Annotated in this window: 14 protein-coding genes and 1 tRNA gene; 4 read left to right on the top strand and 11 right to left on the bottom strand. The window is 67.7% G+C overall.

From position 1 onward, the window contains the following. The first annotated feature begins 3 nt into the window (after positions 1–3). The gene (acs, locus tag N0K08_RS02760; protein ID WP_261498480.1) at positions 4–1944 is read left to right on the top strand and encodes an acetate--CoA ligase; all 1941 of its coding nucleotides are present in this window, start codon (positions 4–6) and stop codon (positions 1942–1944) included. Here the strand turns inward: acs and N0K08_RS02755 are convergent. Further along, positions 1941–2657: a metallophosphoesterase gene (locus N0K08_RS02755; RefSeq protein ID WP_408642889.1), complete on the bottom strand. Its 717-nt coding sequence runs from the start codon at positions 2655–2657 to the stop codon at positions 1941–1943. The two genes, acs and N0K08_RS02755, sit on opposite strands and share 4 nt — an antisense overlap. A 40-nt stretch (positions 2658–2697) precedes the next feature. After that, positions 2698–4101 (bottom strand): MATE family efflux transporter, encoded by a 1404-nt coding sequence (locus tag N0K08_RS02750; protein WP_261498450.1) that lies wholly within the window; start codon positions 4099–4101, stop codon positions 2698–2700. Positions 4102–4314: 213 nt separating this feature from the next. Here N0K08_RS02750 and N0K08_RS02745 point away from each other — a divergent pair, with 213 nt between their 5' ends. Both N0K08_RS02745 and N0K08_RS02740 read left to right on the top strand, forming a co-directional pair. Next, a complete protein-coding gene (locus N0K08_RS02745) occupies positions 4315–5790 on the top strand; it encodes a CYTH and CHAD domain-containing protein (RefSeq protein WP_261498449.1) in 1476 nt (491 codons plus the stop codon). Positions 5791–5868: 78 nt separating this feature from the next. Then, positions 5869–5945: transfer RNA gene (locus N0K08_RS02740), tRNA-Arg, on the top strand. A gap of 219 nt (positions 5946–6164) precedes the next feature. Here N0K08_RS02740 and N0K08_RS02735 read toward each other — a convergent pair. From N0K08_RS02735 to N0K08_RS02715, 5 genes are read right to left on the bottom strand one after another with little or no spacing between them, the layout of a single operon-like run. Next, positions 6165–8513, bottom strand: a complete 2349-nt coding sequence (locus N0K08_RS02735; protein ID WP_261498448.1) for a CHASE2 and HATPase_c domain-containing protein — start codon at positions 8511–8513, stop codon at positions 6165–6167. A gap of 14 nt (positions 8514–8527) precedes the next feature. Next, complete coding sequence (locus N0K08_RS02730; RefSeq protein WP_261498447.1) at positions 8528–10309, bottom strand: FecR domain-containing protein; 1782 nt, start codon at positions 10307–10309, stop codon at positions 8528–8530. Positions 10310–10363: 54 nt separating this feature from the next. Then, entirely contained in the window at positions 10364–11086 is a 723-nt protein-coding gene (locus N0K08_RS02725) for a response regulator transcription factor (protein ID WP_261498446.1), read from the bottom strand. A 16-nt stretch (positions 11087–11102) separates the two neighbouring features. Then, entirely contained in the window at positions 11103–12404 is a 1302-nt protein-coding gene (locus N0K08_RS02720) for a tryptophan--tRNA ligase (RefSeq protein WP_261498445.1), read from the bottom strand. Positions 12405–12441: 37 nt separating this feature from the next. Beyond that, positions 12442–13110, bottom strand: coding sequence for a site-2 protease family protein (locus N0K08_RS02715; protein ID WP_261498444.1), 669 nt, complete (start codon positions 13108–13110; stop codon positions 12442–12444). A 453-nt stretch (positions 13111–13563) separates the two neighbouring features. On the opposite strand from N0K08_RS02715, the gene N0K08_RS02710 reads away from it, so the two are divergent. After that, complete coding sequence (locus N0K08_RS02710) at positions 13564–14817, top strand: methyl-accepting chemotaxis protein (protein ID WP_261498443.1); 1254 nt, start codon at positions 13564–13566, stop codon at positions 14815–14817. 19 nt (positions 14818–14836) lie between these two features. Here N0K08_RS02710 and N0K08_RS02705 read toward each other — a convergent pair whose 3' ends face one another. The 4 genes from N0K08_RS02705 to N0K08_RS02690 form a co-directional block, all read right to left on the bottom strand. Continuing rightward, positions 14837–15472 (bottom strand): L-threonylcarbamoyladenylate synthase, encoded by a 636-nt coding sequence (locus N0K08_RS02705; protein WP_261498442.1) that lies wholly within the window; start codon positions 15470–15472, stop codon positions 14837–14839. A gap of 36 nt (positions 15473–15508) precedes the next feature. Further along, positions 15509–16369 carry a 3',5'-nucleoside bisphosphate phosphatase gene (locus N0K08_RS02700; protein WP_261498441.1) on the bottom strand — a complete coding sequence of 287 codons (861 nt, stop codon included), beginning with the start codon at positions 16367–16369 and terminating at the stop codon, positions 15509–15511. Between the two features lie 86 nt (positions 16370–16455). Next, positions 16456–18177 (bottom strand): single-stranded-DNA-specific exonuclease RecJ, encoded by a 1722-nt coding sequence (gene recJ / locus N0K08_RS02695; RefSeq protein ID WP_261498440.1) that lies wholly within the window; start codon positions 18175–18177, stop codon positions 16456–16458. Then, a complete protein-coding gene (locus N0K08_RS02690; protein ID WP_261498439.1) occupies positions 18174–19208 on the bottom strand; it encodes a phosphoglycerate mutase in 1035 nt (344 codons plus the stop codon). Before N0K08_RS02690 ends, recJ begins: the two co-directional genes overlap by 4 nt. Positions 19209–19261: the final 53 nt, after the last annotated feature.

Raw genomic sequence — 19261 nt, 5'->3', positions numbered from 1 at the left:
TTCGTGCCCGATGCACGGGCTGCCCAGGTGGCCCGCATTTCCGGCATGCCGGCCTACGAGGCCTTGTGCGCCGAAGCCGAGGCTGATTTCGAAGGCTATTGGGCGCGGCTGGCGCGCGAGAACCTGCAGTGGAGCCGGCCGTTCAGCCAGACGCTGGACGAGAGCAATGCCCCGTTCTACCAATGGTTTGCCGATGGCGAGCTCAACGCCAGCGCCAACTGCCTGGACCGCCACATGGGCACGCCCGCGGAGCACAAGACGGCCATTGTTTTCGAGGCCGATGACGGCACCGTGACCCGCGTCAGCTACCGCGAGCTGCTCGAGCGCGTGAGCCAGTTCGCCAATGCGCTCAAGGCGCAGGGCGTGCAAAAGGGCGACCGGGTCGTGATCTACATGCCCATGACCATCGAAGGCGTGGTGGCCATGCAGGCCTGCGCGCGCATCGGCGCCACGCACAGCGTGGTGTTCGGCGGTTTCTCGGCCAAGGCGGTGCAGGAACGCATCATCGACGCCGGCGCCGTGGCGGTGATCACCGCCAACTACCAGATGCGCGGCGGCAAGGAGCTGCCGCTCAAGGCCATCGTCGACGATGCGCTGGCGTCGGGCCTGTGCACCACGGTGCGCCAGGTACTGGTCTATGAGCGCACGGCCACGGCCTGCGCCATGCAGCCCGGGCGCGACAAGACGTTCGCCGAAGTCATGGCCGGCCAGTCCAAGGACTGCGCACCCGTGGCCGTGGGTGCCGAGCACCCGCTGTTCGTGCTCTACACCAGCGGCTCCACCGGCACGCCCAAGGGCGTGCAGCACAGCACGGGCGGCTATCTGCTGTGGGCCAAGCTGACCATGGAGTGGACGTTCGATCTGCGTCCCGACGACGTGTTCTGGTGCACGGCCGACATCGGCTGGATCACCGGCCATACCTATGTGGCCTATGGGCCGCTGGCCGCGGGCGCGACGCAGATCATCTTCGAGGGCGTGCCCACTTTCCCCGACGCCGGACGCTTCTGGCAGATGATTGAGCGCCACCGCTGCTCCATCTTCTATACCGCGCCCACGGCCATCCGCTCGCTGATCAAGGCCGCCGAAGGCGATGCCGCCGTGCACCCGGACCGCAGCGATCTCTCCAGCCTGCGCTTGCTGGGCAGCGTGGGCGAGCCCATCAATCCCGAAGCCTGGATGTGGTACCACCGTCATGTGGGCGGCGAGCGCTGCCCCATCGTCGACACCTTCTGGCAGACCGAGACCGGCGGCCATGTGATCACGCCCCTGCCGGGCGCGACGCCGCTGGTGCCGGGCTCGTGCACCTTGCCGCTGCCGGGCATCACCGCCGCCGTCGTCGACGAGCTGGGCCATGACATTCCCAACGGCACGGGCGGCATTCTGGTCATCAAGCGCCCCTGGCCCAGCATGATCCGCAACATCTGGAACGACCCGGCGCGCTTCAAGAAAAGCTACTTCCCCGAAGAGCTCAAAGGCTTTTACCTGGCCGGCGACGGCGCGGTGCGCAGCACCGATCGCGGCTATTTCCGCATCACCGGCCGCATCGACGACGTGCTCAATGTCTCGGGCCACCGCATGGGCACGATGGAAATCGAATCGGCGCTGGTGGCCAAGACCGATCTGGTGGCCGAGGCCGCCGTGGTCGGCCGTCCCGACGATGTGACGGGCGAAGCGATCTGTGCGTTCGTGGTCTTGAAGCGCCCCCGTCCCACGGGCGAGGAGGCCAAGCAGATAGCCAAGGAGTTGCGCGACTGGGTGGCCAAGGAGATCGGCCCCATCGCCAAGCCCAAGGAAATCCGCTTTGGCGACAACCTGCCGAAGACGCGCAGCGGCAAGATCATGCGCCGCCTGCTGCGCGCGCTGGCCAAGGGCGAAGCCATCACCCAGGACACCAGCACGCTGGAGAATCCGGCGATTCTGGCGCAGCTGTCGCAGACCAACTAGGCCGGGCTTTGCAAGGCCTTGAGCGTGTGCAGTTCCACAAAAGTGAAATGCCCATGGCCTGGGCGCCAGCCGCCGGTGTCGATGAAGAACACATTGCCCAGCGTCTGCATGCGGGCCAGTGTCGTGTGGCCATGGATGACGGCGCGCACGTTGCGCACGGGGCTGGTGTCGCCGCGTTGAACGCGCTTGCGTGACCACAGGCAGTAGTCCTGGGCATTGGCCGAAAGCGGCCGGTTCTGCATGTCCAGCCAGTCGTCGCAGGGGCAGTCGGCATGCACCATGCCGACCAGGCCTTGGGGCGTTTCCACTTCCATGGCCAGGGGCAGGGCCGCCAGCCGCTCGCCGACTTGGCGCTGCTGCTCGGGGGCGAGGGCATTGAACCAGGTGCCGCCATGGTCGAGGAAATTCACGTCCGGGAAAGGGTCGCCCAGTGCCGTGCGCCAGACCATGAAGTCGTGGTTACCGCAGATCGCGTGGAACCAGGGACGGTCCAGCCAGTCCAGCACCTGATCGGACTCGGGTCCGCGGTCCACCAGGTCGCCGACGGAAAACAGCCGGTCCTGACCGGGCACAAAACCGATGCGGTCCAGCGCGCGCTGCAGCGCGCCGAAGCTGCCATGGATATCGCCCACGGCGAAGTCGCGACCCTGGGTGTTGATGCCGATATGCATCAGCTGAGGGTTGGCCGGATGGCGTGTGGCGAGGGAGCTCATGGGCGGGATATTACAAGCCCCGGCCATCCCTCGAAGGGCGTCAGGTCACGGGCAAACGCCGCAGCAGCGTGGCCGTGCTGCATGGCCAGCCCAGGCGGCCAAACCATGCGCCGCCGGCGACGGTGGCCGCGATGAAGAGGCCGTAGACCATGATCGCCACGCCTTGCGCAATGAACACATGCACCAGCTCGCCGCCCCAGCGCAAGGCCAGCCATCCGCCGAAGCCGGCTACGGCCAGGCGCAGGAGGTTGCCGATCACGGGCCACTGCAGGCGCCCTGCGCCTTGCGACGCGAAGTGCAGCACCAGCCCGAGGCCGAAGAAGCCGTAGAGCGGCCCGACCACGCGCAGGTAGGCGGCGCCGGCTTCCAGCATGGCAGGTTCGGTGCCGAACAAGTTCAGCCAGGCGTAGGGGAAGAACGCCGCGGTCAGGCCTATGGTTTCGGTGATCGCAAAGGTCATGGCCGCGCCGACCCACGCGGCCTTGAGCGCCCGCTCGCGGTTGCCGGCGGCGATGCAGGTGCCGACCATGGCCAGCAGCGGTGCGCCAAAGCCGAACGACAGCGGCACCAGCAGGTATTCGAGGCGCACGGCGGTGCCGTAGCCCGCAATGGCGTCGGGGCCGAAATGCCCTGACAGCGCCGTCGCGATGCTGATCGACAGGTTGGTGGCCACGGTGGACACCACTCCGATAAGGCCTACGCCCAAGATGTCCTGGAACAGCGGCCAGCGCAGCCGTGCGCCCGCCAGCCGCGGCTTGAGCAGGCTGCTGGGAGAGCGCAGGTAGCGCCAGAAGACCAGCGTGCCACCGAGGTAGTAGAGCAGCAGCGCGACGGCGCCGCCGGCGATTCCCATGCCGGGCAGCGGACCCCAGCCGAAGATCAGCAAGGGCGACAGCGGGATCAGCACCAGCGCGCCCGCCACCGTCACTTTGGCAGGCATCAGCATGTTGCCGGTGGCGCGAATCATGGCCGCCAGCGCGTTGAACACCCACACCAGCACCGCGCCGGAAAAGACGATGTTCGAATAGATCAACGCGCCGTGCAGTGCCGCGCCGCTGCCGCCCATCTGCCGGTAAAGCCATGGCCCGCCCAGCAGCAGCGCCAGGCTGAACGCGAGGCTGAAGCCGAGCGCGATCACCAGCGCGTGCAGCACCAGCGCATTGGCGTCGTCCAGGCGGCGTGCGCCTATGGCCCGCGCAATCGACGACGCGATGCCGCCGCCAATCGCGCCAGAGGAGCACATCTGCATCAACATGACGAGCGGAAACACCAGCGCCATCGCGGTCAGCGCGTCGCTGCCGAGCTTGCCGACGAAATAGGTTTCTATGAGGCCGATGGACGCCTGTGTGAGCATGACCAGCACATTGGGCGCCGCCATGCGCAGGACCGTTGGCACGATGGGTGCTTCCAGCAGCAGGCGCGTGCGCGGATCGATGGCACTCATGGCGTGGTCCGCGCCCAACGGATCATGAGGCGTGAAACCCTGAAGCCTTGCCGCGTGCTGCTCATGTGTTTGTCCCTTGTTATGTGTTGGTAGGAATCATTGTTACCCAATGCTGCGAAATGAGGACGCGGCGTTTCGCGCCCCCCGCTATAGTCAGAAAACAAGATGGGAGCAGGGCGCGCAGCGCACCCTCTGGAGGATTGGAACAATCAAATGACCGAAATCGAACTGAAATTCCAGGTGCCGTTGGCGCGGCGCGCGGCCTTGCGCCGGGCGGTGGCCACGGCCAAGGCGCAGACCCTGCGACTGCAGGCGAAATACTTTGACACGCCCGACCGGCGGTTGGCGACGGCCCATGTCACGCTGCGCCTGCGCCAGGAGGGAGAGGTCTGGGTTCAGACGCTCAAGTGTCCCGGTGCCAACCGCTGGAGTCGGCTGGAGCATGAAGTGCCGCGCGTGACCCCACTGGATGGCTCGGGCGAGCCGGTGCTGGACCTGGCGCTGCATGCGGGCACGGCCGCGGGCGAGCTGCTGGCCGCCGCCCTGGGCGACCAGGCCGCGAGCCTGCAGGTGTATTACGAGACCGATGTACAGCGCACTTTGCGCCTGATCCGCAGCCCGGGCGTGCTGGCCGAAGTGGCGCTGGACATTGGCGAAATCCGTGCCGGCAGCGAACGCCGGGAGCTGTACGAGATCGAGTTCGAGCTCAAGGCGGGCACGGTGGCGGGGCTGGTGGCGCTGGCGGCGCGCTGGACCGAGCGCCACGGCCTGTGGCTGGATGTGGTCAGCAAGGCCGAGCGCGGCCAGCAGCTGGCGCGGGGCGAGAAGTCCATCGCGCCGCAATATGGCCAGCAGGTGGTGCTCAAGGAACCGCACTCGCCCGACGCCGCGCTGCGGCAGATGGTGGGGTCCTGCCTGGCCCATCTGCTGCCGAATGCGGCCGAAGTGGCGGGCGGGGTGGCGGAGCCCGAGCATGTGCACCAGACCCGGGTGGCCTTGCGCCGCCTGCGCACGGCCTTGCGCATCTACGGCGACTGGTCGCCCGAAGTGGATGTCAACTGGAGTCCCTCCCTGGCGGAGCTGTTCGGCCAGCTGGGCGCGGCGCGGGACCGGGATGCGCTGCAAGCCGACCTGCTGCCGGCGCTGCAGGCGGCGGGAGCGCCCTTGGCGGAACTGCCCGCCGAAGCGGCCGACACGGCGGTGGACGATGCTTTGCGCGCGCCGGCCACCACCCTGGTCTGGCTGGCGCTGATTGCGTTTTCCAATGCCGCGCAGCCAGAGCCTGCCGAGCCTGCGTCGGCGGCCGCCCTGCGGGCACTGGCCGCGGCCCGGCTCAAGCACTTGCAGCGCCAACTGGCCAAGGATGCCAAGGCCTATGCGTCGTTCGACGATGCCCAGCGCCACCGCACGCGCCGGCGCCTCAAGCGCCTGCGTTATGGCATTGAGTTCGCGTCATCCCTGTTTGGCGCGAAAAAGGTGAGCGCCTTCCTGGAGCGCCTCAAGCCGGCCCAGGATGCACTGGGCCAGTACAACGATCTGGTGGTGGCCGAGCAGGTGTTCACCCGCATGCTGCCTGGCCAGCCCCAGGCCTGGTTTGCGCTGGGCTGGCTGGCGGCGCGGCGCCCGGACCTGCTGGATGCCTCACGGCGCAGCCTGAAGAAATGGGCCAAGGCGCCGGTCTTCTGGTGAGCATCATAGTGGCTATTGCAAATAAATAAGCATTTTTCCCTGAAGGGTCGAAAAACCAGGGTTAGAATACGAAGCTTAGCGGCTGTAGCTCAGTTGGATAGAGTACTTGGCTACGAACCAAGGGGTCGTGGGTTCAATTCCTGCCAGCCGCACCAAACGACAAACCTCAGAACAGAAATGTTCTGAGGTTTTTTCGTTTTCCACGCCAGGAAACGGAGTCAGTGATCCGTAGCGCTAGCGCCATCCGCAGTCGCTCAGACTGGCATGTCCCAGGTCAGGGGCACCGAGGAAGGGCCGCCCCGCACCGAGGGTGCCGTCCCCCTCCACCGAAGGATGAGAGGGGGAAGACGGGGCCTGCCATCCGGCGAAGCGGCTCAGGGGGTGCTGCCGCTCCTGGGGAACACCAGCGTGAACGTGGTGCCGGTGTCGGGCCCGCTGAGCACTTCGATCTGTCCGCCGTGGCGCACGACCACGGTCTGGACAAAGGTCAGTCCCAGGCCCACGCCGCTGGTCTGCGCATCGTGCTGGTGCTGCAGCCTGTCGAAGGCCTGGAACAACCGGCCTTGCTGCTCGGCTGGAATGCCGGGGCCGGCATCGTGCACCGACAGGGCCCAGGCCGCATCGCGCGCGACCAGCGTGCATTCGATGCTGGGCGCGGCCTGGCTGCGGCGCTGCGGCGGCGGCTGGCCGTATTTGATGGCATTGCCTATGACATTCGCGATGGCGCGGCGCAGCAGCGAAGCGTCGCCCCAGACCAGGGCCGCCTGTTCCGATGGCTGGTGGACCAGCACCATGCCTTGGGCGCTGGCCTGTGCCCAACTGTCGTCTATGGCCTGCTCGAGCACCCAGGCCAGGTCCACGCTCTCCTGGCGCAAAGGCTGGTGCTGGGCGCGTGCCAGGTGCACGAAATCGTCGGCCAGCGTCAGCGAAGACTGGGCGTAGCGTGCGATGCGTTCCGTCAGCTCGGGCGTCACCTGGGCCCCATAGGCGCGCTGCATTTCCAGCAAGGTAAGGATGGAACCTATGGGCGCGCGGATGTCGTGCGAAATGAAGTGCATGGCCTGGTCGCGCTGGGCCAGGGCGCGCCGCATGTCGCTCAGGTCGACCAGGGTGACGATCCAGCCGGTGGTGGTGCCCGTGGCCAGGGGCTTGCGCAGCAGCAACAGGCTGCGCCCCAGACGGTCGTCCCCTTCGGCCTGCGTGGGCGGCTGGCCCGCGCGCAGACTGTCCTGCGTGAGCAGCGGGGCGCCGCTGTCGCGGTCCTTGAGGTCTTGCAGCAGCGCGGGCAGACCCAGGCCGACGATCTCTTGCTGGTCCAGGCTGGCGGCGTACTGCTGGGCCAGGGTGTTGGCCAGCAGTACCCGGCCCTGGTCGTCGCAGACAAAGGTGGCGGACGGCAACTGCAGCAGGCTTTCGCTGACGAAGTGGTGCAGTTCGCGCAGTTGGCGTGAAGCATGCTCGACGGCGCTGATGCGGCGCTCGAGGAAATCGCCCCGCGCCAGGCCGCCGGCCTGCATCAGGGGCAGGCCTTGTCGCTGCAGGTCCTGCATTTCCAGGCCCAGGAAGTGGGCTGCGGCATTCAGGCGCCGCCAGCTCCACAGCGGATAAATCAAGACCAGGGCCACCAAGGCGGCCGCCGGTGCGAACTGCACGCCCGCCACCAGCGGCGCCAGGCCGGTGGCCAACAGGGTCAGGCCGACCAGGGCGGCGCAGACCATCAGCGCCGTGGACGGGCCCAGCACCGTCAGCGCGACCAGGGCCAGCAGCACGGGAACGGCATTGAACAGCCGGTTGGCCCAGGGCGATGCGGGTTGCAGGTGGCTGCCCTGCAGCGTGCCGTTGAGTACATGGGCGACCATGTCCACATTGGGCAGTTGTCGCAGGCCGGTGCCCGAAGGGGGCACAAAGCCCTGGCCCAGGCCGGTGGCGGTCGCGCCGATCAGCACGTATTTGTGGCGAAACGCCGCGGCCGGAATCGTGCCCCGCAGCACGTCGATGTAGGAGTAGCGCGTGAACGGTGGATCGGCCTTGGCGAAATTGATGATTTCGCGCTGCTGGCGCTGCCAGCTGCCGCCGGAAGGCTTGGCCTGCACCGGCGGGTCGCAGATGTCTGGCGCGGTTTGTGCCAGGCACTGCATGGCCAGGGCCAGATGCGGCCAGGGCTTGCCTTGCGGGCCTTGCCAGGCAAAGAAACTGCGCGCCACGCCATCGGTGTCGACCTGCACATGGACATGGCCCAGCGCCGCGGCCCCTCGGGACAGGGCGGCCAGAGGCAGATCCGTGGAGCCTGTCATGCCTGCCGAGCCGTAGCTGCCTTGCACGACGGGCAGCACCACGCGGCCGCTGCGCTGAATCGCCCGCGCCAGCAGCAAATCATCGCCGGGGTAGTCCAGGTCTTCTTCATTGAACAGGATGTCCATGCCTATGGCCAAGGGGGCTTGCGGGGCAATCTGTTGCAGCAGTTGCGCATGCAGCGCGCGCCGCCAGGGCCAGCGGCCTATGGCGGCGAGGCTGGCGTCGTCGATGGCGATGATGACGATGTCGGGCGAGGCCTGGGGCTGGTACAGCCCGCTGGCGACGTCCTGCACGGCAGCATTGGTGCGGTCGAAGTGCCCGGGTCCGCTGAACCACAGGACCAGCGCAAAAATGGCCGCGGCCAGCGCCGCCCATTCAAGGCGTTGCCAGCGAAAACCTCGGCGGCGGCTGGGGGCGGTGGGGGACAAGGACGGCGCAGCCTTCAGGGCCGGTGCACAAACAGTCCGGCGCCGTTGCGCAGGCGCTGGCCGGAACCGTCCAGCACGGTGCTGCCGGCGGCAAACTCGCGGGCCTCGGAAAAGCGGCTGCGCAGACCGTTGGCATCAATGACTTGCAATTGCACGTAGTAGTTGCCGGGCGCCAGCGTGCTGGCGGACCAGCGTGGCTCGTCGAGCACGGCGTCGAACAGCACATCGCTGAAGTTCAGGTCGCTGGCCACCTTGAGGCGGTAGTTTTGGCCTGGCTGGCCGGGCCAGCTCAGTCGGGCGGTGTCGCCCGCGCTGCCCAGGTCGAGATCGGCGGCCGACAGGGTCGGTGGCGGCGAGGCCACGCTGAACGCCTGGCCGGCGGCAAACGGGCCCTGGTCGGCGGCTTGGGTGGGCGTGCTGCGGATGCTGGCGGCGCGCCACTGGTAGCTGCCCACAGGCAGCGCGGCCACGGACAGCTGGCATTCGCTGGCCTGGCCATCGAGCACCGGCTGGGCAAATCCCGCAGCGCCCGCGACCTGGATGCGATAGGCGACGGCACCGGGAACGCCGGTGCATTGCAGCGTGCCGGCATTCAGCGGCAGGATGCCGGCGGCAGCGGGCGCCTGGTAGAGCGGTGGCACGGGCTGGGTCTTGACGCGGATGCTGCGTTGCGCCACACGCCCGGGAATGCCTTGGGCGTCGATGGCGCGCACGGCCAGCAGGTAGTCGCCGTCGTCGACGGCGGCCATGCGTACCTGGGGGCTGTCGCTGGTGGCGCTGCGCACCACCTGGCTGAATTGCGCATCCCTGGCCACTTGCAGCTGGTAGCTGCTGGCACTGGCGATCGCGGGCAAGGCGATGTCCAGCCAGTAGGCATCTTCAAAGCGTTCGGGCAGGCCCGTCACATCGGGGGCGGCCAGCAAGGCGCTGGGCGGGCCCTGGCGGCCGTCGGCCGCGATGGCCAGGCCGTGGCCGGCGGTGAGCACCGGCTCTGGCGCCGCGCCACGGCGGCGAGCGTTGGCTGCATCCGCCGCAGCCACGGCCACGGCGCCTTCATCGACTGCGGCGATGGTGCGTCCGGTCGCGTCGACCTGGACGGAAAAACGGGTGCCGCGCACGCTGGTCGAGGCCACGGGCGTGCGGATTTCAAAGCGGCGGGGGTTGGCCGGCTCGGGCGTGATCGACGCGTCGAGTCCGCCCGACTGCAACTCGAGCACCGACTGCAGGCTGCCGGCGCGGCCACGCCGGCGCATTTGCTGCAGCTGCACGTCGGATTGGGCCTGCACGCGCACCAGCGAGCCGTCGGCCAGGCGCACGGCGACGAAAGCGTTGGGGTCCAATTGCAGTTGATCGCCTTCCTGCACCACTTCGCCCACCTGCAGGTTGCGGCGCTGGGCGGGCAGGTCACGGCTGTCGGCGCTGTGGCGCGCGGGCGAGATCGCCACCGCCCGGCCCTGCACGAATTCGATGGAGGCCGTGGCCATTTGCAGCAGCTTGTCGGGAAAGCGCAGGGTGAAGCCCGGCTGCAGTCGCAAGGGATTCGCCACGCGATTGAAGGACTGCAGTTCGGGCCACAGGCGGTGGTCGCCCAGGTAGTGCTGCGCGATCTGCTCCAGCGTGTCGCCAGGGGCCACGCGGTGGGCAATCAGCCCGTCCACCATGAGCGGCGGCGCCGCATGCGCCGCCGAGCCCAGCCCCAGTGCCAGGATCATCAAGGCCTGCTGCAGGGCCTTGGGGGTGGTCCGCGCCGTGGTCGGCGGGGGATGGGCGGGTACAACGGGGCGAAGGACAATCATGGGCGGGGCTTTTCAAAAAAAAGAGGCGGCCAGGCCGCCAATGTTTGCTGCGGGCTAAGGGGCCGCCGCGGTATCGGTCAAGGCCGCGGGTGGCACGTGCATATCCAGCCGATAACCATAGCCGTAGATGGCGGAAATCGCGTATTGCTGGCCAGGGCGCAGGTTCAGCAACTGGCGCAGGCGCGAGATGTGGGTGTCCAGCGAGCGCGACAGCACTTCGGCGCTTTGTCCCCAGATCGCATCGCGCAGGTGGTCGCGTGACATCAGCCGACCTTCGTTCTGGAACAGCAGCAGCGCCAGCGCGTATTCGCGGTGGGTCAGCTCGACCGGCTGCCCGTTGAACTCCAGCGACTGGATGGAGGCGGTGAAGCGGTAGGGGCCGAACTCCTGCACGTCATCCTGGCTTTTCGGATAGGCGCGGCGCAGCAGGGCCTGGATGCGCGCGGTCAGCTCGCCCACGCGCACCGGCTTGACCATGAAGTCGTCCGCGCCGCAGGCCAGGCCGGCGACGATGTCGCTTTCCTCGCTGCGGTGGGTGATGAACAGGATGGGCAGGTCCAGGCCTTCCTGAGCGCGCACCCACTGCACCACTTCCGGACCGGAGATGTCGGGCAGTTCCCAGTCGACGATCAGCAGGTCGAAAGTCTCGCGACGCATGTCCTGCATCAGCGAAGCGCTGGTGGCGTGGGTGCGGCAGATGTGGCCCGCGCCCTGCACCACACGCTGCATCATTTCCAGATGCAAGGGGTCATCGTCCAAGGCAGCAATGCGGCGCATCAGGGTTCCTTTGTGTTCAGGCGTTGGCGGCGGCCAGCAACTGGTCCAGGGCCTGGGCGACGTCCTCGCCGCCCACGCCTTCCACGGGCGCCAGGCGCGACGCCAGCTCGGCCAGTGCCGCCGTTCCCTGCTGCTGCAGACGGGCAATGCTCTGGCCGGCTTCCTTGGGCGCATCAAAGCCCGTGCTTTGCAGCAGCAACTGGCCGGTGGCGGACAGCAGCTTGAAATAGAACTTGCCGTCCGCTTCGCGGTATTGCTTGAACTGGGGCAGCGCCGACTTGTGGGCCTTGGCGCTCTGCGGGGCATCGACCTTGGCCAGGCTGCGCAGGCCGACCGCCTGGCGCAGCTGGTGCATGTAAGGCGTGGCCAGCGCACGGGCGCGGGCGCCGCCAGCGAGCAGCACTTTTTCGATCTGCGCCGGATCGGCCATCAGGCTTTCGTAGCGCGCACGCATGGGCGCGATTTCCAGATCCAGGCGCTCGAAGACGAGCTGCTTGGCGTCGCCCCAGGCGATGCCTTGGGCGTACTGCTGGCGCAGGGCGTCGCTTTCCTCCGGCGTGGCAAAGGCCTGGTAGAGCTGGAACAGGGCCGAGCCTTCGACTTCCTTGGGCTCGCCGGGCGCGCGCGAGTCGGTGGTGATGCCGTTGATCAGCTTGCGCAACTGCTCGCGCGGCGTGAACAACGGAATGGTGTTGTTGTAGCTCTTGCTCATCTTGCGGCCGTCGAGGCCGGGCAAGGTGGCGACGTTGTCGTCGATCACGACTTCGGGCAGCACCAGCAATTCGCCGTAGAGGTGGTTGTAGCTGGACGCGATGTCGCGGGCCATCTCCAGGTGCTGGACCTGGTCGCGACCCACGGGGACCTTGTTGGCCTGGAACATCAGAATGTCCGCCGCCATCAGCACCGGGTACATGAACAGGCCGGCCGTGACATCGGCGTCGACATCGTTGCCCGCGGCCACGTTCTTGTCGACCGAGGCCTTGTAGGCATGGGCGCGGTTGAGCAGGCCCTTGCCGGTGACGCAGGTCAGCAACCAGCACAGCTCGGGAATCTCAGGCACGTCGGACTGGCGGTAAAGCATGACTTTTTCCGGATCCAGCCCGGCGGCCAGCCAGGTCGCGGCGATTTCCAGCGTCGAGCGCTGCACGCGCGCCGGGTCGGAGCACTTGATCAGCGCGTGGTAGTCGGCCAGAAAGTAAAAGCTCTGCACGTCGGCGCGCTGGCTCGACAACACGGCCGGACGGATGGCGCCCACGTAGTTGCCCAGATGGGGCGTGCCCGAAGGGGTGATGCCGGTGAGAAAGCGGGTAGTAGACATGGGAGACAGCAATATTTCGCAAAAACAAGAGAGAGGATCAGCGCAGCAGCATCAGCAGCGGTGTCAGCAGCCAGTTGATGGCGCCGTAGCCCAGGTTCATCAGGGGACGCAGCCAGAGGCTGCCGACGATGCCGAAGATCACCAGGGCCATCACGATGAAAAAGCCATAGGGTTCTATGCGCTCCAGCCATTGCGCCTGTCTCCAGGGCAGCAGGCCGGCCAGGATGCGGCCGCCGTCCAGCGGCGGCAGCGGGAAAAGGTTGAAGGCCCACATCACCAGGTTGACCGCAATGCCGGCGCGGGCCATCTCGACGAAGAAGCGCTCTTGCACGCCGGTGGTCACCAGCACCACCAGCACGACGGCCCAGAGGATGGCCTGCACAAAATTCGACGCGGGGCCGGCCAGCGCCACCCAGATCATGTCGCGCTTGGGGTTGCGCAGGTGGTCGAAGCGCACCGGCACGGGCTTGGCATAGCCGAACAGGAAAGCGCCCGACGTCGCGAAGTACAGCATCAGCGGCATCAGAATGGTGCCGACGGGATCGATGTGCTTGAGCGGGTTGAGCGTGATGCGCCCCAGCATATAGGCCGTGTTGTCGCCAAAGTGGCGCGCGGCATAGCCGTGGGCGGCCTCGTGCACCGTGATGGCGAACAGGACGGGCAGGGCATAAATGAGGACGGTTTGAAGGAGTTCTGTGTAATTCACACGCAGATTGTCTCAGACCAGCGCCAGGAGCGTGCTGCGCGGGCGCTTGGGCGGGGCAAGTCCGTAGAGGTGGTTTTGTCAATTTGTTGCAGAATGCAAGTGGATTGTCGGCGATCTCGCTAGATCAATCCTTGAGCCTGTGCAAGATCTTTTCCGCGGATGCGCATGTAGTCCACGGCGCGTCCTTCTAGGCGCACGCTGCAGCCCATACGTCAGTATGGGCAAAGTGGGCAACGACGAAGGGCGTGGCGTGGGCTGCATGCCCTTCGGGTTGCCCCCTCCTGACGGCCCATGCTGCGTTGCCCGTCCTCGATGCACACCAGTGCATCTTGCGGCGTGCGCCTTGCCTGAACCGCCAGGAGGGGGCAACGCATCCCCGGAAAAGACCTTGTACAGGCTCTTAAAACCAATACAACACCGAGACAGACGCGCCAGGCGCGGCGAGGGGCAGACATGGGATTCGGAAGCTGGAAGATTGGCACGCGGCTGGTGATCGCCTTTGGCGGGATTTGCGCGTTGATGGTGGCGATGATGGCCGTGGTCGGCTGGTCGCTGGGGGCCGCCGAGCATGCGCTGCAGGCCGGAGGCGCGACCGACGTGGCACAGACCGCGCTGGAGCGCGTGCGCTGGTGGGTCTGGGGGCTGGGCGGCGCGGTCTGCGTGCTGGCGGCCGCGGCCTGGGTCAGCCTGCGCCAGGGCATTGTGCGGCCGTTGCAGCAGGCCATCCTGATCGCCGAGACCGTGGCGGCGGGCGATCTGAGCCAGGAATTCAGTTCGAACGAGCAAGGCGATTTCGGTCGCTTGCTGGGCGCGCTGGCAACCATGGAAGACACGCTCACGGAGCTGGTCGGCCGCATTCAGCAGTCGACGGATTCGATCACGGTGTCGGCCGCGGAAATCGATGCCGGCAATGTCGACCTGTCGCGCCGCACAGAAGACCAGGTGGCTTCGCTGACCGAAACCGCAGCCAGCATGGAGCAGCTCACCGTGACGGTGCGCCAGAACGCCGACCGGGCACGCTCGGCCAGCGGCCTGGCGGTGGGCGCATCGGCCACGGCCGAACGCGGCGGCGTGGTGGTCGGCCAGGTGGTGCAGACCATGGAAGCCATCAGCAGCAGCTCGCGCAAGATCGTCGACATCATCCAGGTCATCGAAGGCATTGCTTTCCAGACCAATATCCTGGCCTTGAATGCGGCCGTCGAGGCCGCGCGTGCCGGCGATCAGGGCCGGGGCTTTGCGGTGGTGGCCAGCGAAGTGCGCAGCCTTGCCGGGCGTTCGGCGGAAGCCGCCAAGCAGGTCAAGGCGCTGATCACGGCCAGCGTGGACCAGGTGCAAAGCGGCTCGGGCCTGGTCGGTCAGGCCGGCAAGACCATGCAGGAAATCGTGGGTGCCGTAGGCCAGGTCACGGGACTGCTGGGCGAAATATCGCAGGCCTTGCATGAACAAAGCGAAGGCATCGCCCAGGTCAATCTGGCCGTGGCCCACATGGATGGTGCGACCCAGGAAAACGCCAGCCTGGTCGGACAGGCGGGGCAGGCCGCGCAGGCCTTGTCGGAGCGCGCGCAGGACCTGCAATTGGCCGTGGGAGCGTTCAAGCTGGACGACGAGCCCGCTCCCGCGCCCGTCGCCTACCGCCCGTCGCTGGAGCGGACCGCCGCGCGCGGTCCGCAGCGCAACGCGGTGCGCATTCTGGCCCTGACGGACTGAGGCGCGGCGGGGCGGTCGCTTACAGCCCCAGCCGCTGCAACTCGCCCCGACCCTGGCGTACGACGACGGGGTCGCCGCCATTGGTCATGGCCGTGAGGTCGATCACGGTAGTGGGTTCCAGCGGGCAGCCGCCGGAGTCGACGATGCCGTCGAGCAGCTTTTCATAGCGCTCGCGGATTTCCTGCGGGTCGTTCAGCGCTTCGGTCTCGCCGGCGGGAATCAAGGTCGTGGCCAGTAGCGGCGCGCCATGCATCTCCAGCAGCAGCAACAGGCCTTTGCGGTCGGGCACGCGCAGGCCTATGGTCTTGCGCTGCGGGTGGCTGACGCGGCGCGGCACTTCCTTGGTCGCGTCCAGGATGAAGGTATAGGGACCGGGCGTGCCGAGCTTGAGCAGCCGGTACTGGCGGTTGTCGACCTGGGCGTAGGTCGCGAGTTCCGACAGGTCGCGGCACAGCAGCGTCAGATGGTGTTTTTCATCGATCTGGCGGATGCGGCGTATGCGCTCCACGGCGTCCCGGTCGTCCAGGTGGCAGACCAGGGCGTAACTCGAATCCGTGGGAACGGCCAGCACGCCGCCTTTTTGCAGCAGGGCGACGGCCTGCTTGAGCAGGCGGGGCTGGGGGTTGTCGGGGTGGGCTTCAAAGTACTGGGCCATTTGCAAGCGCTCCGTGTCGAGGATGGACGGGGGAAATCAGGGCTGCTGTACGCGCTCGGCCAGCAGTTCCCAAACGGGTGTCAGCGCTCCGGGAAGAAGGGGCAGGGTCCCCAGATCGGTGCGCGATTCCTGCGGGCTGTGGAAGTCGCTGCCGCGCGAGGCGGCCAGGCCGAATTCCTTGGCCATGCCCGCATAGGTCAGGTATTCCGACGCCGTATGGCTGCCGGTGACGACTTCCACGCCCTGGCCGCCATGGGTCTTGAATTCGGAAAACAGCGCGTATTCCTCATTGGCCGTGAAGCGGTAGCGCGCGGGGTGGGCGATCACGGCGGCGCCGCCAGCGCCGGTGATCCACTGCACGGCGTCCTGCAGACGTGCCCAGCGGTGCGGCGCAAAGCCCGGCTTGCCTTCGGTCAGGTATTTGCGGAACACTTCGCCCATGTCGCGGCAGACCTTGGTTTCGACCAGAAAGCGGGCGAAATGGGTGCGCGAGATCAGCGCCGGGTTGCCCACGTAGCGCAGCGCGCCTTCGTAGCTGCCGGGAATGCCGGCCAGCTCCAGCTGGCGGGCCATTTCCAGGGCCCGAGGGCCGCGGCCGCCGCGCGTCTGGGCCAGGCCCGCGTCGAGCGCGGCATTGGCGGGGTCGAACCCCAGGCCCACGATGTGGACGGTTTCATTGGCAAAGGTGACGGAGATTTCTACGCCGCTGAGGTAGGCCAGGCCCTGGGCCTTGGCCGCCGCCGCGGCCCGCTGCTGGCCGCCGATTTCGTCGTGGTCGGTCAGCGCCCACAGCTCCACGCCATTGGCGTGCGCGCGCACGGCCAGTTCTTCGGGAGTGAGGGTGCCGTCCGAGAAAACGGAGTGGCAATGCAGGTCGGCGTTGAGGTAAGTGGGCACGGACCCATTGTAGGCCGGCCGATGCCGTCCCCCGGCACCGAAGGTTGTGAGGGGGAAGCCGGGGCGGCCCATGCCGCGTCAGCGGCTCAGGGGGTGCCTCTTTTTTCCGCCCCTTCGAGCAGGAACTGCACGCGCCGCTCGCCGCGCCATTCGTTGACGTCAAGACGGAATGCAATCAGCACGCGCTCGGGCAGCGGCTCGGTGTGGCCGAACCAGATGCCGTCCACGGGCAGGCCCTGGTGGCGCAGCTTGAGCGACAAATGCTTTTCGCCGACCAGGCGCTGGGACAGCACTTCCACTTCCTCGCTGAACGTGGGCGCCGCAAAGCCCTGGCCCCAGACTTCCTGGTGCAGCTTGTCCACCAGGTCGGCGTCACAGTATTCGGGCGCCAGGGGGCCGTCGGTCTCTATGCGCCGGGTGAGCGTGGCGGCGTCCAGCCATTCCTGGGCGACCTGGGCCAGGCCTTGCTCGAAGAGCGTGAAATGCTGCTTGTCTATGGTGCAGCCCGCGGCCATGGCGTGGCCGCCAAAGCGCAGCAGCACGCCCGGATGGCGCTTGGCCACCAGGTCCAGCGCGTCGCGCAGGTGAAAGCCCGGAATCGAGCGGCCCGAGCCTTTGAGTTCGTGCTCGTGGCCGGGCGCGGCGCTGGCAGCGAAGACGAAGCTGGGGCGGTGCAGCTTGTCCTTGATGCGCGAAGCGACGATGCCGACCACGCCTTCGTGGAAGTCGGGATCGAACACGCTGATCGCGGGCGGCGCTTCCTCGCTTTCGGCGAACAGGCTTTCGGCCATCAGCAAGGCCTGTTCGCGCATGCCGCCTTCGATCACGCGGCGCTCGCGGTTGATCGCGTCCAGCGCCTGGGCCAGCTCGGTCGCGCGACCCCGGTCTTCGGTCAGCAGGCATTCAATGCCCAGCGTCATGTCGGCCAGGCGGCCGGCGGCATTGATGCGCGGGCCCAGGGCGAAGCCGAAGTCGAAGGTGGTGGCCACCTGTGATTTGCGGCCCGCGGCCTGGAACAGCGCGGCAATGCCGGGCTGCATCTGGCCCGTGCGTATGCGCTTGAGGCCCTGGGCCACAAGGCGCCGGTTGTTGGCGTCGAGCCTGACCACGTCGGCCACCGTGCCCAGGGCCACCAGCGGCAGCAGGGGCTCGAGCCGGGGCTGGCTGTCCTTGTCGAAGATGCCGCGCGTGCGCAGTTCGGCGCGCAGTGCCATCAGCACGTAGAACATCACGCCCACGCCGGCCATGGACTTGCTCTCGAAACCGCAGCCCGGTTGGTTGGGGTTGACCAGGGCATCGGCCTGGGGCAGCTCGGGCCCGGGCAGGTGGTGGTCGGTGACCAGCACCTGCATGCCCAGCGCGCGCGCCTGGGCCACGCCATCGACGCTGCTGATGCCGTTGTCGACGGTGATCAGCAGGTCGGCGCCGCGTTCCTTGACGCGCCGCGCGATCGAGGCCGTCAGGCCGTAGCCGTCGACCACGCGGTCGGGCACGAGGTAGTCCACATGGCGCGCGCCCAGCAGGCGCAGGCCCAGCACGGCCACGGCACAGGCCGTGGCGCCGTCGCAGTCGTAGTCGGCGACGATGCACATGCGCTTGTCGCTGGCGATGGCATCGGCCAGCAGCCGCGCCGCGGCGTCCATGCCCAGCAGGCCCGACGGCGGCAGCAGGCGCGCCAGCGCGTCGTTGAGCTCTTCCACCGAATGCACGCCGCGCGCGGCATACAGCTGGGCCAGCAAGGGGTGTATGCCCGCCTGCTGCAAGGCCGTCAGCATGGCGGCGGGAATATTGCGTTCAATGATTTTCATAGCATGGAGGGCAGGTCGGGCAAGCCCTTTGGCTTGAAAACAGATTGGATTTTTTGCCAGGCACCGGGGCGTTGGGGCTGCCAGGTCAGGGCATTGCGTTCGCCGCAGAGCGTCAGCTGCACGGCCGCGCCGCCCTGGTGGGCCGTGAGCAGTTCGCGCAGCAGGCTGGCGTCGAGCTGTTCCCAGGCCAGGCCCCAGGCGGCCCAGTTTTCCTGCAAGGCGGCGTCGCGCAGCGCTGCTAGTTCAGCATGGGCCGGCCGTGGCTGCACAGGTACAGGTGCCTGCAGCCGGCCCGCGCCGTGCAGCCAGAAGGCATTGACGGGCGGCAGGCCATGGTTGGCGCGGCTGTCGTTGAACGCGTGGGTGTAGAGCAGCATCTGCACTTCGCTGTGCAGGCGGTTGATGGTGCGCGCGGTCTGCGCGTCGGGCAGCCAGCGGCGCACATCGCGGCCTATCACCCGGTCCAGCGACGCCGTGCACAGGCCGTCCAGCGGCGCGCCACGGGCCAGCCAGCGGTCGGGGCGCTGGAATTGCAGTGTGATGCCGTCTTCGGCGAACCAGGGCGCGAGGATGTCCAGCAGCGCGCGCGACTGGGCCTCGTCCAGCGCCAACTGGGCCGGGTCACCCATGTGGACGGTGTCGGCGCCTATGCGCCAATGGCAGGGCGAGAGCCAGGCCCAGGCCGTCTCCTGGGGCGCGGGATCGGCGGCCTGCTGCTGCCAGGCGGCCCAGGGCACGCAGCCGTGCGACATGGGCAACTGCAGCTGGCGTGCCCAGGCGCGCTCGTGCGGCGGGCAGAAATCGGCTTCGTCGCCCTGGTCGCTGTGCACCACGCGCGCATGCTGCAGCAGTTGCTGCAGATGGGGCAGCCGCAGCGTGGGCCAAAGGGCCATGGCCCCTTCGGAGGCCGCGCTGGCGAAGGCCACGATGGGGGCGATGTCAGCGGCAGGGCCGGCGGAGGAGGGCAGGGAATCGGTAGGGGGCGTGGGCACGGGCATGGCCGCTATTGTCGGGCAGCGGGCGTGTCGCATGCCGGGCAAGGGTCGGGCGCGGGTCACCAGCGCAAGCGCAGGGGCTTGGCGCG

The sequence above is a fragment of the Acidovorax bellezanensis genome (assembly GCF_025421555.1).
Lineage (GTDB): Bacteria > Pseudomonadota > Gammaproteobacteria > Burkholderiales > Burkholderiaceae_C > Comamonas > Comamonas bellezanensis.
The sequence above is the reverse complement of the archived record's forward strand: the minus strand, read 5'-3'. Positions and strand labels throughout refer to the sequence as shown.